We start from the raw sequence: 16,655 nt of genomic DNA, 5'->3' as shown, positions 1-16,655 counted from the left end.
AAAACTCGTCGGGAGAGTACCTGGATGTGTGATTTTATGGTTCGATAGGAGGTCCCAGCATCGCCCGTTGTCTAAGTATGATACCCCATGTCTTATCTAGGGGCAAATGATATTGGATTTTGAGGTAATAAACATGGTTAGCCTGAACGATCTAATTGAGGAGCTCGACTGCACCCTGGAGGATTTCTTAGACCAGGTAACCCTGGTCATCGACCTTCTTGAGGAAGGCGAACAGGAAGAGGCCGTTGAAGTGTTGAAGGGCCTAGAAGAGGATCTCTTTGACTTCCTAGGATATGAAGAGACGGAAGAAGGAGAGGAAGTAGAGGGCGAAGAGGTTGAGGAAGAGGCGGAAGCAGAAGAGAAGCCCGCGAAGGCTGCGCCCAAAAAGGCGAAAAAGTAAGACGGCTACCAGCCGTTTTTAAACCGTTTACTCTTCTATTCTATTATTTCTTGCCCTTGCATGTAAGGCCTTAACACATCTGGGATACGTATGTGGCCTGCGCGGTCCTGATAGTTCTCCATTATAGACACCATGGTTCGAGGCAATGCCAGTCCGGAACCGTTGAGGGTGTGTACGAACTCGCTCTTCAGATGCTGTTCCGGCCGGTACTTGATCCGAGCACGGCGGGCCTGGAAATCAGTGAAGCAACTGCATGAGGATACCTCCAACCAGCTACCGGTCCCTGGAGCGTACGCCTCTAGGTCGTAGGTCTTGGCCGAAGCGAAACCCATGTCCCCGGTGCATAGCAGCAAAGTACGGAAGGGAAGCTCCAATCCGCGCAGTACGTCCTGTGCGTCGTTCACCAGGCTTTCCAGTTCTTGGTAGGAACCATCGGGTAGAACGAACTTGACCAACTCCACCTTGTTGAACTCATGTACCCGGATCATTCCCTTCATCTCCGCGTGTCGGCCGGCCTCCCTGCGGAAAGAGGGCAGATAAGCGGTGTAATAGATGGGGAGGTCACCCTTTGCCAGAATATCGTCCTGCAGCATGTTGGTGACCGGGACCTCGGCGGTCGGGTTTAGCCAAAGATCGTCCCTCTCGCACCAATACATGTCGTCCTTCATCTTGGGGTACTGACCAGTTCCGATGACCGCGGCCCGATTGACCATCACCGGAGGAAAGATCTCGGTGTATCCTTGCCCGTGATGCAGGTCCAGCATGTAATTGATCAGCGCCCGTTCCATGCGAGCTCCGTCCCCTTTCAGGACGAAGAAGCCGCTACCAGCGATCTTCACTCCTCTCTGAAAATCTATAATGTCCAGATCCTCGCCTAGTGCTATGTGGTCCTTCAGCGGGAAATCGAATTTTCTTTCCTTCCCGTTCTCGGACACCACGATGTTCTTCTCGTAACTGTCGCCAATCGGTACTGAGATATGAGGAATGTTGGGAAAAAGCAGTATGGATTCGTTCTTCTGCTCTTCCAGTTCAGCTATGATGGCATCCAGCTCGCTAATGCGAGAGGAGACTACCTTCATTTCCATCACCGCTTCCGTCTTCTCCGCCCCGCTGAGCTTGGAGATGCGTAAAGAAGCTTCGTTCCTCATCTTCCTGAGGCGATTGCCTTCTTCCACCTTGACCCTCCAACTAGCGTCGATCTCCAAGAATCGGTCCAGCACTTCGTCGCCGTAGTTACGGCTGCGAAGCATGTTTCGGATGGCCTCAGGGTCGCCCCTAATAACGTTGGCGTCCAACATAATATCACTCTGTAAGCTTGGTGTCTCCCTTGCCTTGCAGATAGCGACGGTCGCATAATAGGATGGTGTGGCCGATGACATCGATCAACTCCGAATGGGAGCGATCGGCGAGCTCTATGGCCACCACCTTGCGGTCCTCCTCCACACTGGGGAGGAGCTTGATCTTGACCACCTTGCGTCCTTTTATCTGTTTCACTATTTCATCGATAAGAGTATCGGTAATCCCTTCCTTGCCTACGTGCACGGTGGGTCGCAACCCATGCCCCACCCTCTTTACTTCCCTTATTGTTCTTGGCGGCATGTCCTTCTCTCCTTGATCTCCCGAATGTACGGGATCCGCTTGATCGAATCGCACTCTAAACAGTGCGTGCATACTTTCTTTTCCCTTAATCGCACCCGGCAATTGATACCGGCGACTAAAGGCGTAAAACATCGGTGACAGTACATTGCCCGGAGAGGCATGGGCACTTTGTTCCGCCCGGATATGCGTCTGGCCAGCTCCATGTAGCGTTTAGCCCTGACCATGTTCCCAGCTAATGCCTCCCTCTCCGACATGGTGACCAGAATATCCATTCTTTTACGGGAGATACCCCTCACCTGGTTATTAGACACCTTCTTCTTACCCAAAGGAATTCTCCTTTCAAAGTGGCATGAACACTATTGATTTAATAGGTTTCTCCGAGACATTTTCCATTCCAGTAAAAGAAGTCGTTCTAATGGGATGAACTTGGACCAATGATCGAAACGTACTTGGAAATCAGGGTTCTCCGCATTTCCCAGGAGGCAATGGTCCCTCTCATCTCGTCATTAACTGCATCGATCGGCCCTTTGCTTTTTTACCGACCCAATAAAGGTAGCCGTAAGTCAACGATGAGAGCAGTAGTATCAACCCGGCCACTGTCCAGGCGGATGAAATGCCCGCCAACTTGGCCCAGGTGCCGATGAATAAAGAACCTAGCATACCGCCGCTCTGAAGCATCAGGGACTCGAAGGACATCAGAGTGGACCTCCTTTCACTGGGTATCCTGGCATTGAACACCGCGGCATGGGGAGAGCTAGCTACACCGAATATCAGGTATAGAAGAAGATATACTATGGCGAACTCCAGCAAGCCTTGCTGCCAGGCCAGGATCACCAGGGTCGCGCCGGAGACCGCTCGGACGATGGTCAATAACAGGAGATGGTCCCGGCCGAACCAGGGAACGAGCCGGGTAGCCACCATGTTTCCCAAGGCCGAGGCGAAGAAATATCCTGCGGCCAGGACCCCGAATATCCACGTTTCAGTGGGATCTCCCATGAGACCGAGTACTTGTGGCTGCCAAAGAAGTTCCACAGAAAGAAGGCCGAAGCCCATGAAGAGGGATGAGATCATCAGCACCAGTGTGAAACGATCCCGTATGCCGAAGGCCAGGGCATCGGACAGGACCTGGGGAAGCGTTTTGAATCCCTGTAAAAGGCTTCTACCCCCCTCCTTTAAGGTCGTCTCCCGGACCAATGTGATCGTCAGACCCATCTGCACCAGCACCATAACGATCAACAGCAGAAGGTTCACGGAATAACGGTTCATCCAACTTACATTCTCTGCGAGGTCCGAGGTCAACATGGGTAGAAGACCACCTATGAGCGAGCCGGCCCCGATCCCCAGTGGAATGAAGATGTTGGCCTTGGCCAAGGCCGTCTGAAGATCTCCCGCAGGTTTCGTCTTCCCGAACTCGTCGACGAACCATGCGTCCATTGAACCTGATGACAGGGCTCGGGCCACTCCATAGAAAACAAAACCTAGAACGAACCAAAGTAGTCCGCTGGCAAATAACAGCACCACCCCGGATACGAGGGACATGGCGAGAGAGTACATGTAGACCCGTTTTCGACCGATGGCGTCGCCCAACCCTCCAGTAGGCAGTTCCAAGAGAATGACGGTTCCCGAGTAGACAGACAGGACCAGACCGGCCTGGAACAGGTCCAGGCCCTTGCTGATCATATACAGGATAATGATCGGCAGGGTGAGTCCGATAATGAACCAATGCATGGTCTGATTGACCACATAGACGAACAATGGATCGTCCTTGCGCATGATCACAGCTCGATATCGATTAATCCATATTTAATTGATGATCGGACCTGCATCACTCGGTCGTCTTATTCATGGGAGCGGCTACCCCCAATATTCCTTTCAACCCTTTGGAGATGATCACCCATGAGGTCACCTCGATCATCGCCTTCTCCCCTAGAGCGTTGATCACCGAGTACTCGTGCCGGGATTTTGCGTGCTGTCCACTAAATTTTTCCCTTATGACGGAGAATATGGCATCCTGTCCTCCAGAGGAAGCGATATCAGTAGCGTGGACACCTATTAGCTCCTCCTTTGTCCTTCCAAAGAAACGGCAAACTGCCTGGTTTACCGATATGAAACGTCCTATCTCGTCCAATCGGAACACCATCTCATCAATCTGTTCCATAAGGTTCTCGTAGGCTTGGTCTTTAGCGATAAGTTCTAACTCCAAGCTCTTCCTTTCGTCTATGAACCAGGCATAAAGTATGACCTGCCCAATATTCTTCTCCTCCAGATACCCGCTGGCGCTGCCCTGGAACCAGCGGTATGCACCATCCTTTGCTCGCAGACGAAACTCTGCAGGTAGACCGCACTGGTCCTTCTGGGCACTGTACATGAATATATTTTCCATGTGACGGTCGTCTGGGTGCAAGTAGCTGAAAATGCTGCTCCCCTTGAATTCCTCAGTGGTGTATCCGAGGGCCTTCCGAGTGGACGGGCTGGAATAAATGATGTAGCCAGACCAGTCTATGATGGTCACCAGGTCACGGGTGTTCTCTATGAGCGCCCTGAAACGTGAGGCGTTGAAACGAATGGACTCTTCGGCCTCCTTTCGGCGCACTGTTTGCCGCACCAGATTGGCCAATTCGGCATATTGGGACAGTGGGTCCCCGCCTTTCTTGATATAGTGATCGGCCCCGTTCTTCAGAGCCTCGATGACCACTTCCTCTCGACCGCGTCCTGTGAACAGGATGAAGGGCACTCCGTCTTCTGATCCCCGTACTTGTTTGAGGAAGTTGATACCATCCATATCTGGCATCTGATAGTCGGAGATAATTGCGTCGTAAGTGTTACCCGACATCATCTTTAAGGCATCCTTTGCAGAACAAACAACCTCGACCTTAATATCCCCCTCGATCTCCAGGAACTCCTTGGCGACCTCCAGGAGAAAAGAATCGTCGTCGACGTACAGACATCGTATCATCGGAATTCAACTCCTCGCCCGTAAACCGATGATCATGTAGTGCACCTTAGAATGCGCCAGGATTATCCCGGTCTTATTTAATGTTTCAATTATTGTTACGATTTTTGATATTATGATTTCATTTGTCAAAAAATTCTGACGAGAGTTTCGATTCATTTCTACGAATGATCAGAAAAATGAGGTTTCACTGGTCCTAAGACCAGGAATATGATTGAAGACGAAAAGGATTAGGTGGGGGCACCGGGATTTGAACCCAGATCAGCGGGTTTCCACTACGTGGGGAGCTACCCCACGCGAATTAACAGGTCATCGCTCCAGTTATTCATCACCGGATCAGCAAACCCGTTAGCAATCACTCCATATTAACTGGAGCCCGCGAGGATACCGTGTTACCCCATACCCCCACAAGTCAGATTTAGCGCTTGCGCATCTTCTGGGCCCGCTTTCGTCTTCTCATTTTCTTCTTGCGCCACTTCCAGCGCTGCTTGCCCTTCTTCTTCCAGGCGCGTGAACTTCGTTTCATCTGAATCCACCAGACTAGGAGCCCTGATTCAATGGGTATTTAATAACCTTTTCTACGTGTGGCGGGCCCGCCGGGATTCGAACCCGGGACCACTGACTTACTTCTCCCCTGTTATCAGGGATTAGAAGGCCAGTGCTATATCCATGCTAAGCCACGGGCCCGAACGGTCCGCAATAACACTCCCCGTTTTAAAGGTTTATGGTGCCGGAGGTCAGCCTAGGAAGTACCAGATGGAGTAATTGGCCAGCAATAGGGTGGCCTCAACCAATGCGGCCAGTCCCATTACGAACTGCAGTGGACGGAAGCCCAATATGAACCCGCCCATGTCCATCAGGTCCTCGGCGAACTTGAAGATCACGTAGACGATGATCAGCACGACGAACGCTATGACCAATATGACGGTGGTGCTGAGGAACTCCAGTTCGTATGCCATGGACAACCAATAAAGTCCATAACCAACGGCACCGCCGACGATCAGGGCGATCAATGCTGCCAGCTTTATCCCCTTAATGGCCCTTAGGAAAAGGGACAACCCCAGGAATATCAAGATGAACCTGGTGGAGAAATCATACTCCCCAGCGCTCCAGGCCAGGACACCTATGGCGATCATGGCCGCGCCCACTATGAAACCCAGGAACATGAGCACCTCGTCCCAGGAGGAGCTCTCCTTCCGCCCATACCAAGCGCTGGCTATGGCTACAAGCCCCCCGACCACTAGCCCCGCCTCTATTATGTTAAGGTCCACCATTGTTATCTCCAGCTATTATTGCCCCAGTAATTATTAAGGACTTGGCCTAGAAAGTGATAATAACGAAGAACGCTCATTTTTCAACTATGTCGATGAACGTCAAGGAATCGGTTCAGAGAAGGAGAGCCACAAGAGCCTTGGACGTTCGAACTGTTGATGTTGATGTGATCGCAGAGCTGATGGAGGCCATCCGACTTTCCCCCTCATGCAATAACAATCAACCTTGGCGAGTGATCGTGGCCTATGACCCCGTGTCCCTGGAAGCCATTAAAAGCTCATTATCAAAGGGTAACTCCTGGGCTTTGAAGGCCCCGCTCATCTTCGCCATCTGCGCTCGATTGGACGACGATTGCAAACTGAACGACAGGCGAGATTACTTTCTTTTCAGCACTGGTATAGCGGTGGGAGAGATGCTGCTGCGCGCCACCGAGCTGGGATTGATCGCTCACCCGATAGCCGGATTCGACGCCTTAGCAATAAAAGAGAAACTGGGCATCCCAGAAGACCACGTACTTATCACCCTGGTCAACTGTGGATACCCAGGAACAGATGTTTCCATGCTCTCGGAGAAGCAATTGATCTCAGAAAAGGAGAGACCGGCCAGAAAACCAGTGGGAGAGAACTTTTTCAACGGTCGATGGGGGAACCACTGGTCTTGATCATAGACCGAGCAGCTTTTGCATAGTGCCGCCCAACAATTTCTCCCTTCGGTCCTCGGAGCAGAAAGGTTGTTCCTTCGCGAAACAGCACCAGGACTCGTAAGGATAGGAAAGGTCGAACAATGGCCAATCGCTTCCGAAGATCACTCGATCACCCATGTGAGAGAACGCCTCCTTCATTCGATCGATGACCACACCAGGCTCGCTGGGAAGCCATCCCTGTAGCGCGGAACAGTCCGTATACAGGTTATCGAACTCCGCCGCCAGTTCGTAAGTGTCTGCGCGGTACTTACCTCCCAGATGGGCGATGATGACATTTATCTCAGGATATCGTTCCAGGACCTTCCGGAAATGTATCGGCCGGCTCTTCTCCTCGTCCAAAGGACCCCAGCTGGCACCGGCATGGGTGACCACCGTGAGGCCCATGTCCTTGACCTCTTTCCAGAAAGGATCCAGCCTCTCTTCGTAGGGATAGAACCCGTTCGGTGGATATATCTTGATGCCCCTGGGCTCGTACTTGGAATGGTACTTGCGCATCAGTTTGAGGGCTTGCTCCCCGCGGGTCGGATCGATGCCCATGAAGGGGATGAGCTTGTCGGGATAATCCTCCGCGCATTTGAAGACCCAATCGTTATACGCCTCCACGCCAACCTTTGGCTCCTCTACGGTACCGAAGTCCAGGGGGAGGATGACCGATCGGTCCACCTTACCCCGGCCCATATACTCCACCAAGGTTTCAGGTCTCACCTCGGAGGTGGGGAAGTTCTCCTCCTTGTCACGGGTCATGTCCATGAACTCAGCGAGTTCCAACCATGGCTCAAGATAGGCATTGATGATAACATCTGGATACATTGGCCTAAGCCATAGGTGAACATGACCGTCGATGATCATAGTACCTTAGAAACGAGGAGCAGATACTATATCTTTGCTGAGGGGAACACATGTCCTGTAGTACTCTGCATCATATTCCCAGGACCTTTTGCATGTTCTCCCCCAGCAGCTTGGCCTTGATGTTCTCATCCGCCCAGGGTTGGGTTTTTACAAAATGTACCCACGAGGAGGTGGCGTAGCTGAGCTCGAACAGTGGGAAGTCCGAACCGAAGCACGCCTTGTCCGGCACCTTTTCACCCACCTCCTTCAACCGAGATAGTGCGGTTTCGGGATTGGAGGGAAGCCAGCCTTGCAGAGCTGAGCAATCGGTGTAACAATTGGGATATTTCTGACATAGCTCGAACGTCTGGGGTCGCCACTTTCCTCCAAGGTGAGCTAGGATTATCTTGATATCTGGATATCTTTCCAGCACCGTTGACCAATACTTAGGTTCGGTGAACTTTTCCTCCAGTGAGCCCCAGGCCGCTCCAGAATGGGTTATGATGGTCAGACCGAGGTCGTCGACCCTGTCATAGAAAGCGTTGATACGTTCCTCGTTGGGGAACCATCCCGTAGATGGGTAGAGCTTCACCCCACGCGCGTTGTACTTCGATGTGAAATGGTCCAACATCTTCAATGCCGCCTCACCTCTCTGAGGGTCCACCCCGATGAATGGGATGAGCCTGTCCGGGTAAGGGGCGCAGGTCTCGAACGCCCAGGTGTTGTACTCGAAGATGTCGATTCGCGCCGGTTCCACCAAATTGAAGTCTATCGGTAGGGCAACTGCCATATCCACCGGTCCGGCGTCCATGGTCTCTAGTATCTTTTCGGCGTCCACCGTGTATTCAGGCCAAGCCAGATCTGTATCGACCTCCCAGTCCATTAACTCCTTGAGGGCGGCCAGGGGTTCCAGGTACATACGGACCATAACATCTGGGAGATGGTCCCTTAACCATATGTGGACGTGGCTGTCGATTATCATCATCTTTCTGAACTGAGTAGTCAATAGAATATATTTGCCTGCGGCGGAAATGATAAAACCTCAAGGACGAATGTTAAATGGAGAACGATGAGCGATATCAAGGTGGCTAAGACCCAGGAGATATCTTCGGGCACGATGATGGGCATAGAGATCAAAGGCAATTATTATCTGATCGCCAACGTGGATGGCAAGTTCTATGCCATGGATGGAACCTGTTCGCACATGGCTGGACAGTTGTGGAAGGGTACGTTGGACGGATTTGTTGTGAAATGCCCCAAACATGGTTCCAGATTTGACCTGAGAACGGGAGCTGTCGTATCACAGGTAAAGATACCCCTCATTGGCAAGGCAAAGCCTCTTAAAACCTATCCATTGTCGATCAGTGGGGATGACATATCCATAGATATCTGAACGCGCCCATCAAAAAACGATTTGAGGATCCATAAAAGCGTTGATGGCGCGTTCGCGAATCTCTTACCTGGGCCGATGACCTGACATTATGGAATCGGGCGAATTGGCTTGCGGCTACAACCGAATTTATTAAGGCTTCCATTCCTATTAAAATAACATAGATCGGTGATTTGAGAACATCACCAATTACCCCAGAGGGCGATATAAATGAACTGGATAGACGATTTCGTTGCGGTGGGTGGATGGAGGTCTGCTTTTATGATATCAGAGCTGAAAGAGGTGGATATCGATCTGATAATCGACGCCCGCACCCTTTTTAACATTGTCTATGGCTCTAATAAAAAACCGCTCGTGAACAAGGTCCTGAAAGCGGGAGATATGCTCGTAGCGCTCACAGAACTCAACGCCAAGGTATTGGTTCATTGTTCAGAGGGGGTCGATAGGACTCCGTTCTTGGCCATGGTCTATGTCAGCAAGAAGTACGACATGTCTTACGAAGATGCCTATAAATTCGTTAAGGAGAAGAGACCCCAGACCGTTTTCCATTGGGACTGGGTAGAGATGCTGGGACCAAAATAGACAGGTAGGCCCCGGCCCGTCGGCAAGGTTCTGAATGACCCTGTTCCTCCTTTCAGAGGAGGAATTTCGGTCTTAGAGATCGCCGCACCCTATTCGAAGAAGAATCCTCATCATAAGAGATCGCGTGCTGAATCGCCAATGGAAGAAATTTCAATCATCCAGAGCAAATAAACTCCAAGACAAACTTGATACACCTAGGACACGACCATCTTAATCATACCAGGGAATGTCCCATAGTTACGACCCAGGAACGTCATATCGTAGATTTCACATTTTTGAAAAAACAGTGAAATGAATGGCCAATGAGATATCACTGTTCTATTTTTGACTGTGATATAGTTATAATAAATGTTCTTCCCTTTTACCTTGAGAATATCACATGAAGCAGCCATCGACTGATTTAAAAGAGAATATCCTCCAGTCAATCGGCAACACCCCTTTGGTCAAGATTAACAAGTTGAATCCGAACAAGAACACGACGATATATGCCAAGTTAGAGGGATTCAATCCTACTGGCAGTATTAAAGACAGGATCGCCTTGAGCATGATTCAGCAGGCCGAAGATGAAGGCGAGCTGACCAAAGGTAAAACTATCATCGAACCAACCTCGGGAAACACCGGTGTGGCCTTGGCGATGATCGGTGCGATCAAAGGTTACGATGTAGAGATCGTTATGAGCGATAGCGTCTCGGTGGAGAGGCGACAGATGATCAAGGCGTTCGGCGGAACCGTCACTTTAAGTGAGGGGAAATACGGCACGGATGGGGCCATTAGAAAAGCAAGGGAACTGGTCAAGGAACATCCTGAAAAGTATTTCATGCCAGACCAATTTTCCAACCAATACAACAAGATCGCGCATTACAAGACGACCGGGGATGAGATCTGGAAGCAAACTGGGGGCAATGTAGACTATTTTGTATCGGCCTTAGGCACTTCCGGAACGATAATGGGTGTGGGCAGAGCGTTAAAGGAACATAATTCAAAAATAAAGATAGTCAGCGCCCATCCTGTAAAAGGACACTACATCCAAGGGTTAAAGAATATGGAAGAGGCCATTGTCCCGGCGATATACGACCCTAGCCAGATCGACATTACCATCATGGTCGAGACAGAAATAGCCTATGAAATGACCCGTCAGATCGTTAAACAGGAGGGGATCTTCGTCGGTATGAGCAGCGGTGCCGCGATGTACGCTGCCATCGAGATCGCCAAACAAATAGAGTCCGGCGTTATTGTGACCATTTTTCCCGATCGGGGCGAAAAATACCTGAGCACTAACCTATTCACATTATAGACTGTCCATAAAATAATTGTGATACTGGTACAACGTACCGAAGGGTTCGTTATCACATGTGATGTAAGGAAAACGCAAGGAAGAACTGGCATCAGTAAGATGCGATATTCAAGAGGTTTTGTAGGAAGTATGCATCGAACAAAATGGTTTTAATTAGAGTGGACGGAGGGGAATTACTGTCCAATCCGATGACTAGCTAGAGTACCATAATTTCTAAAATCGGATAAAGTTCCAAGATAAACCACTTAACGAATCTTGGCAGAGGTTGTGAGGAGACGACAAAACTTTTCAACTTATTAATTCCAGATCATCTGTTATAATGGTCGAATGTTGGTAAATAATGTGCCAATTATTTACTATATGCAGTGGTTGTTTTGTGGTAGAATTATTCTTTTTGATGATATTCATTTATAAATAAATCATTTTTTTCTAAATTACCAATATACCTATAAACAATGTATAACAGTAATAATGAATCATTTTAATCGTCGAAAAATTGGCTATAATTAATATAATCGATATTGACTTAATTAATTCATTATGATAATCAAATCATTATATCCTCACATCTATTCGATTCCGGGCGTGATAACAAGGAGACCACTAACTCCTTTCAAACCGGATGTCAAAGTGCCAAGCGAATTCAAACAGAGAATAATGCAAATTCAGCAATATGATTTTGAATTGAGTAGATTTGTTTTAAAAGCAGAAGATCTCAGTGAAATAATTTTTAATTCATATTCATCGAATGTCCATTGGTCGACAAAATTAGAAGGTAATCCATTAACAGAGGATGAGGTAAAACGAATTACTAGAGATACGATGACAGAAACAACAAGAACAGAAGCACCAAACGGGCCAACTCAAGAGATCATTAATCACCTGGGTGTTTTGTCTGGTTCAGCTAACTATCGTCTACCTTGGGACGAGAATAAAATTCAAGCATTGCATAGACAACTGTTATCTAACACAAATTACTCGGGATTGACCGGTTCTTATAGAGTTAGTGAGGGTGTAATCCAAGAAAATGATGGAACTGCGGTTTTCTATGCAACACCACCAGATGCCATTAAGGGCCAAATGGATTATTTAATCGACTGGATTAATAACTACTCAACCGCATATCATCCAGTGGTTTCCGCCACCATTATGTTCCATGAGTTCGAGAGCATACATCCTTTTTCGGATGGTAATGGAAGGACAGGGCGATCTTTATTTCATTTATATCTCCAACAAAATGGATTACCAAATTCATATCTCTGTAAAGTAGATGAAAACGTTCTAAAAGACAAGGAATCGTACTATCAACTTCTGGCTTATACAGATTACAGCAAATCATACAGTGAGTTAATTGATTACATGTCCGATTGCATTTTGAACAGTTATTCAGATGCTGTTGAATATTTAAAAACAAAAGATTTGATGAGTTCAGGATTGAATGAATTAAGCAAGAGATTGATAATAAAAGGAAAAAACACAAATGGTTGGTTCAAGGCATCGGATGCATATTCATGGATTGATGGTAGAGGAGAACAAACGGTTCGGGCTCATTTGAATGAATTGTGCGAGGATGATATTTTTGAGAAAAGAGGATACACGAAATCACTGGAGTACAAATTTAAAGATCCTTTAGAATCGTATTTTGCTAAACATAAAATTGATAGTTAAAAGTTCGAACTGGGAAATCAAATATTCCAGATGTGCTAATAAAAGTAACTAAAATAACTCCTTATCTGGATATTAGAAAAATAATTGTTGCTTTCTCTAATAAATTGGTTTGTTGAATTACTTCTTTATAAGGTAGGGGTGAGGACCCGCCCCCTCCCCTATTTCGTGTAAAACTTCGTGACGTATTTATCGCACTTGGGACAGTACGGTTTCATTGGATCATCTTTGAGAATGCATTTTGTATGGCATTCTGAACAGCTAGTGTTCTTTAATGCTTCCTGGATTTCTTCGGCCTCTTCGGCTAATTTTTTAAGTTCGCGTTGATATTCCTTCGCAACTTTCTTCGCCTTTTTTTCTTCTTTTTGTTTCTTACTTTTTTCGTTCATTAAAACACTCGATATAATCGAAGAATTCCTGCTGATATAACTAAGTGTCCCTTTCTTTCTGAAATTGTCACGTTCTTCGGTATTCCGTGTTAATATTATTTTCTTATTATTATATATTAATTTCAAAACCAAAACAGAGATAGCTTAAGAGGTAGAAGGGGTGTAAATACCGTACTTAAACCTGCCATCAATTGACCGGGGATATAATCGGAGAGTATATCCCCGATTCAAGGGCTAAAGAGGTCGACAGAGGGCGTCAGAAGAACCCAGGATGCATAATCATCGATAACCTACTGATTTATGCTAACGAGTTAAAAAGAACACTACACGCTTACAAGAAGGGCGCTATTGACAAGCATTTATTCAAGTTAGAGAAAAAAGCAGGATCCTATATCTCTAATCACGATCTAAGAAGAACGTATGGAAGGGGAATGCACTTTGCATGTGTTAAAACTGAAAGGATCGCTACCATCCTGGAATATTCGGACACCAGAGCGACAATGAAGTATCTGGGCTTGGATCCGATAGAAATGAAAGACGATATGTCTCGTTATTTCGCCTTACAGAACACTTTGCCCCAAAAATGGGGCAATATTGAAAAAGCCAGTGAAATGAATGGTCAGGGGGGATTACACCCCCCACTTTTCTGACTGGCTAGAGTATCAAAATTTCCTAAAGTGGAAAAAGGATCAGGAAAAACCGGTTAACGAATCTTGGCAGAGGTTATAATAGAATGATCAAATCTTTTTCTCTTTTTCTTTATAACAATTTATTTAGAGTTGGTATCTTCTAGAAATCCTAAGGGTTTGCTTAATTGTGAATCTTATCTCGAAAAGTACATGTCTCTTTATGAGGGGAGGTGAAAACGAGATGCCGGTGGTGACAATTGATACTATCAAGGGAGTTATGAGCAAAGAACAGAAAGCGGAAATGATGAAGCGTGTTTCTGAAGTTGTCGCAGAAATTGAAGCTCGACCAAATCCAAAGGAGAACGTGCTTCCATTTGTATATTGTATCATAAGGGAATCCGAGTGGGGGGACTTCGGTAATAATGGAGTGGGAATAACTCCAGAATTGCTTCAAGGAGTGAAACAAGGTATAGTCCATATAGCGATTAAACAACACTAGATCTCTCATTCCCTTTTTCTTTTTTCTTTCTAAGGTTGGCTGGGGGAAAAGTGACCAGAATTTTGACTGGCTAGAGTATTAAAATTTCCTAAAGTGGAAATCTTATCAAGAGAAATCTCTTAATGAATCTTGGCTTGGATCTGATAGATATGTCAGATGATATGGCTCGATATTTTACCTTCCAAAACACATTGCCCCAAAAATGGGGCAATTTTGAAAAAGACAGTGAAATGAATGGACAGGGGGGGATTTGAACCCCCGGCCTCTACCATGCCAAGGTAGCGATCTTCCAGCTGATCTACCTGCCCGTGGGAAATGGCAAAGCGATTTTCATTATATAACCTTTCCTTATGGACCTGGCCCTGGCTACATTAAAGGAAAAAAAGCAGGGAAGGGGGTTTCAAGCCCTTCCAAAGAACAATTTGACATCCCTGCTGTTCATGTAGAGCACGATGATGATCGGTATGATCATTCCGATAAGCAGGCCTAACACCTGGCCCATATCCGCCCCGTTGATGACCCATTGGGCGATGCTCCATAGAATACCTAATATTTGCACGACCATGGTCAACATCCAAACCCAGCCCCAGCCCTTGAAGAAACCGAAGGCCAGGACGATGTACAACAGTCCGACCAACAAGGAGACCGTTCCAACCGCTAGTTCCACCGTCTCCAGTCCGGTAAGGGTCACCAATGCCGTGCCACCCAATATCCAGAATAGCCCTAATAATAACAGCAAGATGCCGATTATAGTAACGCCCAGAGGGCGCTTCATCCCTTTCATGGGATTAAATTAATTCCACCATTAATAATATTTCCATATAATAAAGATGTTTTGATTTTATGATAGGACACCTTAGCAAAATTCCAGGGTCTTCTGGAAACGCATTTCTTCACCAGCGATCTTCGTTGGGTACTGACCGTTGATACACGCCATGCACAGTTCCGACTCTGGTATCCCAAGAGCCCTGACCAGTCCTTCCTGGCTGAGATAACCGACCGAATCGGCGGTGATGAGCTCGGCTATCTGCTCAGAGGTACGGTTGAGGGCGGCGAACTGCTCCCTGGTCTTCATATCGATACCATAGAAGCAGGGGGCGATGACCGGAGGGCAACCAATGCGCACATGAACCTCTTTGGCACCAGCGCGGCGGGTCATCTGCACGATCCTCCTCATGGTCGTCCCACGAACGATGGAGTCATCCACGATGACCACCTTCTTGCCTTCCATGGTGGAGCGTATAGGGTTCAGCTTGAGCAGAACGCCCTCGTCCCTCTGTGATTGGTCGGGCATTATGAAGGTCCTCTCGATGTATCGGTTCTTCATGAACCCCTCAGCGTAGGGTATGCCGGAGGCCTCAGCGTATCCAAGGGCGTGAGCGCGCCCGGAATCCGGTACCGGTACGACCACGTCGGCCATTGCCGGTTTCTCCTTGGCCAGGATATGTCCGATATTCAGACGCACCTGGTATACCTCCCTGCCTTCCATGACCGCGTCAGGGCGGGCGAAATAGACCCACTCGAACATGCAATGGGCAGTATGGGGTGATGCGGGGGTCCGAGTGGACGTTATTGATGTGGGGCTGATCTCCACTATCTCCCCCGGGAGGATGTCCCTGATGAACTCCCCGTTAGTGATCTCAAAGATGGAACTTTCAGATGCTATTGCGTAGCCACCTGGTATTTTGCCCACACAGAGGGGGCGGAACCCAAGGGGGTCTCGGAAGCCGAACACCCTGTTACCCAGCATCAATGTGATAGAGTACGACCCCTCCAAAGACCTCATCACCGTCTTTATGGCCCGGATGGGGTCTGGATTGACCGACAGCTCTGTGGCCATCATGCGTATGATGATCTCTGAGTCCGTAGACGTCAAGAAGGCCCATCCCGCCGCCTGCAGATGGTTGCGTATGGAGTTGGCGTTGACCAGATCCCCATTGTGCGCCAGTGCTAGATCTCCAGCCATGGTGGTGACGACGATCGGCTGGGAATTCTCGGCGCATGATGAACCTGTCGTCGAGTATCGCACATGGCCTATGCCACTTGTGCCTGACAGAGCGCTGTAAGCACGACCGGTCAGTACCTCGTGCACTAAGCCCATGCCACGGTGATAAGAAATGGAACGGCCGTTATAAACAGCGATGCCAGCGGCCTCTTGCCCCCGATGTTGGATGACCCTTAATGCTTTCTTGAGAATGGGTACGGCATCGCCATCCAGGGCCATGCCCACTACGCCACAGAAATGTTTCGGCCGGTCATCCTCCAAAGGACTACCTCGAAAATTAATGAGTCTTCGCCCAATTATAAGTTCTCATGGTAGCGGTCTTGCCATATCCACAGGAGGCGCAGAATGATGCCCTAATGTTGTAAGCCCTCTTTCCGCACCTGCGGCAGGGGACGTGCGTCTTACGGTCTCCCATCTTACCATGTGCTGCCGTGCCTTTCGTCATAA

General features: G+C 48.2%; 20 protein-coding genes and 3 tRNA genes. 8 read left to right on the top strand and 15 right to left on the bottom strand.

Translation table 11 applies throughout. The features are described 5' to 3' along the window. Window positions 1-133 precede the first annotated feature (133 nt). Window positions 134-400, top strand: a complete 267-nt coding sequence (locus VMW85_03550; protein HUT27107.1) for a hypothetical protein — start codon at window positions 134-136, stop codon at window positions 398-400. A 35-nt stretch (window positions 401-435) separates the two neighbouring features. On the opposite strand, the gene serS is transcribed toward VMW85_03550, so the two are convergent. The 8 genes from serS to VMW85_03510 all read right to left on the bottom strand — a co-directional run bounded on the left by serS (window position 436) and on the right by VMW85_03510 (window position 6,226). Further along, a complete protein-coding gene (gene serS / locus VMW85_03545) occupies window positions 436-1,698 on the bottom strand; it encodes a serine--tRNA ligase (GenBank protein ID HUT27106.1) in 1,263 nt (420 codons plus the stop codon). Between the two features lie 4 nt (window positions 1,699-1,702). After that, window positions 1,703-1,999 carry a YhbY family RNA-binding protein gene (locus tag VMW85_03540; GenBank protein ID HUT27105.1) on the bottom strand — a complete coding sequence of 99 codons (297 nt, stop codon included), beginning with the start codon at window positions 1,997-1,999 and terminating at the stop codon, window positions 1,703-1,705. Further along, complete coding sequence (locus VMW85_03535) at window positions 1,981-2,325, bottom strand: hypothetical protein (protein ID HUT27104.1); 345 nt, start codon at window positions 2,323-2,325, stop codon at window positions 1,981-1,983. Before VMW85_03535 ends, VMW85_03540 begins: the two co-directional genes overlap by 19 nt. A 169-nt stretch (window positions 2,326-2,494) precedes the next feature. Continuing rightward, complete coding sequence (locus VMW85_03530; protein HUT27103.1) at window positions 2,495-3,772, bottom strand: MFS transporter; 1,278 nt, start codon at window positions 3,770-3,772, stop codon at window positions 2,495-2,497. Between the two features lie 52 nt (window positions 3,773-3,824). Further along, window positions 3,825-4,955, bottom strand: a complete 1,131-nt coding sequence (locus VMW85_03525; GenBank protein ID HUT27102.1) for a PAS domain S-box protein — start codon at window positions 4,953-4,955, stop codon at window positions 3,825-3,827. A gap of 232 nt (window positions 4,956-5,187) precedes the next feature. Further along, window positions 5,188-5,359, bottom strand: a tRNA-Trp gene (locus VMW85_03520). 178 nt (window positions 5,360-5,537) lie between these two features. Further along, window positions 5,538-5,639: transfer RNA gene (locus VMW85_03515), tRNA-Arg, on the bottom strand. A gap of 50 nt (window positions 5,640-5,689) precedes the next feature. Then, complete coding sequence (locus VMW85_03510; protein HUT27101.1) at window positions 5,690-6,226, bottom strand: hypothetical protein; 537 nt, start codon at window positions 6,224-6,226, stop codon at window positions 5,690-5,692. A gap of 92 nt (window positions 6,227-6,318) precedes the next feature. Here VMW85_03510 and VMW85_03505 point away from each other — a divergent pair, with 92 nt between their 5' ends. Further along, entirely contained in the window at window positions 6,319-6,885 is a 567-nt protein-coding gene (locus VMW85_03505; GenBank protein HUT27100.1) for a nitroreductase family protein, read from the top strand. On the opposite strand, the gene VMW85_03500 is transcribed toward VMW85_03505, so the two are convergent. Continuing rightward, a complete protein-coding gene (locus VMW85_03500; protein ID HUT27099.1) occupies window positions 6,886-7,776 on the bottom strand; it encodes an amidohydrolase family protein in 891 nt (296 codons plus the stop codon). It abuts the gene before it with no gap. A gap of 70 nt (window positions 7,777-7,846) precedes the next feature. Continuing rightward, on the bottom strand, window positions 7,847-8,761 hold the full coding sequence (locus tag VMW85_03495; protein ID HUT27098.1) for an amidohydrolase family protein: 915 nt from the start codon (window positions 8,759-8,761) through the stop codon (window positions 7,847-7,849). Between the two features lie 63 nt (window positions 8,762-8,824). Here VMW85_03495 and VMW85_03490 point away from each other — a divergent pair, with 63 nt between their 5' ends. The 4 genes from VMW85_03490 to VMW85_03475 all read left to right on the top strand — a co-directional run bounded on the left by VMW85_03490 (window position 8,825) and on the right by VMW85_03475 (window position 12,689). Further along, window positions 8,825-9,148 (top strand): Rieske 2Fe-2S domain-containing protein, encoded by a 324-nt coding sequence (locus VMW85_03490; protein ID HUT27097.1) that lies wholly within the window; start codon window positions 8,825-8,827, stop codon window positions 9,146-9,148. A gap of 207 nt (window positions 9,149-9,355) precedes the next feature. Then, window positions 9,356-9,727 (top strand): dual specificity protein phosphatase, encoded by a 372-nt coding sequence (locus tag VMW85_03485; GenBank protein ID HUT27096.1) that lies wholly within the window; start codon window positions 9,356-9,358, stop codon window positions 9,725-9,727. A 379-nt stretch (window positions 9,728-10,106) separates the two neighbouring features. Next, window positions 10,107-11,021 carry a cysteine synthase family protein gene (locus VMW85_03480; protein ID HUT27095.1) on the top strand — a complete coding sequence of 305 codons (915 nt, stop codon included), beginning with the start codon at window positions 10,107-10,109 and terminating at the stop codon, window positions 11,019-11,021. A 585-nt stretch (window positions 11,022-11,606) separates the two neighbouring features. Continuing rightward, on the top strand, window positions 11,607-12,689 hold the full coding sequence (locus VMW85_03475; GenBank protein ID HUT27094.1) for a Fic family protein: 1,083 nt from the start codon (window positions 11,607-11,609) through the stop codon (window positions 12,687-12,689). Window positions 12,690-12,847: 158 nt separating this feature from the next. Here the strand turns inward: VMW85_03475 and VMW85_03470 are convergent, their stop codons facing one another. Next, window positions 12,848-13,075, bottom strand: a complete 228-nt coding sequence (locus VMW85_03470; GenBank protein ID HUT27093.1) for a hypothetical protein — start codon at window positions 13,073-13,075, stop codon at window positions 12,848-12,850. Between the two features lie 191 nt (window positions 13,076-13,266). Between VMW85_03470 and VMW85_03465 the strand changes: the two genes are divergently transcribed. Beyond that, the gene (locus VMW85_03465; protein ID HUT27092.1) at window positions 13,267-13,725 is read left to right on the top strand and encodes a hypothetical protein; all 459 of its coding nucleotides are present in this window, start codon (window positions 13,267-13,269) and stop codon (window positions 13,723-13,725) included. Window positions 13,726-13,945: 220 nt separating this feature from the next. Beyond that, window positions 13,946-14,203 carry a tautomerase family protein gene (locus tag VMW85_03460; protein ID HUT27091.1) on the top strand — a complete coding sequence of 86 codons (258 nt, stop codon included), beginning with the start codon at window positions 13,946-13,948 and terminating at the stop codon, window positions 14,201-14,203. Between the two features lie 235 nt (window positions 14,204-14,438). Here the strand turns inward: VMW85_03460 and VMW85_03455 are convergent. From VMW85_03455 to VMW85_03440, 4 genes are all read right to left on the bottom strand, one after another. Further along, window positions 14,439-14,511: transfer RNA gene (locus tag VMW85_03455), tRNA-Ala, on the bottom strand. Window positions 14,512-14,603: 92 nt separating this feature from the next. Further along, window positions 14,604-14,987, bottom strand: a complete 384-nt coding sequence (locus VMW85_03450; GenBank protein HUT27090.1) for a hypothetical protein — start codon at window positions 14,985-14,987, stop codon at window positions 14,604-14,606. Between the two features lie 72 nt (window positions 14,988-15,059). Then, on the bottom strand, window positions 15,060-16,469 hold the full coding sequence (gene purF / locus VMW85_03445; protein ID HUT27089.1) for an amidophosphoribosyltransferase: 1,410 nt from the start codon (window positions 16,467-16,469) through the stop codon (window positions 15,060-15,062). Window positions 16,470-16,485: 16 nt separating this feature from the next. After that, window positions 16,486-16,653: a 50S ribosomal protein L37e gene (locus VMW85_03440; GenBank protein HUT27088.1), complete on the bottom strand. Its 168-nt coding sequence runs from the start codon at window positions 16,651-16,653 to the stop codon at window positions 16,486-16,488. Window positions 16,654-16,655: the final 2 nt, after the last annotated feature.

The sequence above is a fragment of the Methanomassiliicoccales archaeon genome (assembly GCA_035527755.1).
GTDB lineage: Archaea > Thermoplasmatota > Thermoplasmata > Methanomassiliicoccales > UBA472 > UBA472.
Note: the sequence above shows the minus strand (reverse complement) of the source record. Positions and strands in the feature narration are given on the sequence as shown.

Bases quoted from the DNA above. Each gene is read 5' to 3' on its own strand.
- VMW85_03550 (HUT27107.1), top strand. From the start codon at position 134: ATGGTTAGCCTGAACGATCTAATTGAGGAGCTCGACTGCACCCTGGAG.
- serS (HUT27106.1), bottom strand. From the start codon at position 1,698: ATGTTGGACGCCAACGTTATTAGGGGCGACCCTGAGGCCATCCGAAAC.
- VMW85_03540 (HUT27105.1), bottom strand. From the start codon at position 1,999: ATGCCGCCAAGAACAATAAGGGAAGTAAAGAGGGTGGGGCATGGGTTG.
- VMW85_03530 (HUT27103.1), bottom strand. From the start codon at position 3,772: ATGCGCAAGGACGATCCATTGTTCGTCTATGTGGTCAATCAGACCATG.
- VMW85_03525 (HUT27102.1), bottom strand. From the start codon at position 4,955: ATGATACGATGTCTGTACGTCGACGACGATTCTTTTCTCCTGGAGGTC.
- VMW85_03510 (HUT27101.1), bottom strand. From the start codon at position 6,226: ATGGTGGACCTTAACATAATAGAGGCGGGGCTAGTGGTCGGGGGGCTT.
- VMW85_03505 (HUT27100.1), top strand. From the start codon at position 6,319: ATGAACGTCAAGGAATCGGTTCAGAGAAGGAGAGCCACAAGAGCCTTG.
- VMW85_03500 (HUT27099.1), bottom strand. From the start codon at position 7,776: ATGATCATCGACGGTCATGTTCACCTATGGCTTAGGCCAATGTATCCA.
- VMW85_03490 (HUT27097.1), top strand. From the start codon at position 8,825: ATGAGCGATATCAAGGTGGCTAAGACCCAGGAGATATCTTCGGGCACG.
- VMW85_03485 (HUT27096.1), top strand. From the start codon at position 9,356: ATGAACTGGATAGACGATTTCGTTGCGGTGGGTGGATGGAGGTCTGCT.
- VMW85_03480 (HUT27095.1), top strand. From the start codon at position 10,107: ATGAAGCAGCCATCGACTGATTTAAAAGAGAATATCCTCCAGTCAATC.
- VMW85_03470 (HUT27093.1), bottom strand. From the start codon at position 13,075: ATGAACGAAAAAAGTAAGAAACAAAAAGAAGAAAAAAAGGCGAAGAAA.
- VMW85_03460 (HUT27091.1), top strand. From the start codon at position 13,946: ATGCCGGTGGTGACAATTGATACTATCAAGGGAGTTATGAGCAAAGAA.
- VMW85_03450 (HUT27090.1), bottom strand. From the start codon at position 14,987: ATGAAAGGGATGAAGCGCCCTCTGGGCGTTACTATAATCGGCATCTTG.
- VMW85_03440 (HUT27088.1), bottom strand. From the start codon at position 16,653: ATGACGAAAGGCACGGCAGCACATGGTAAGATGGGAGACCGTAAGACG.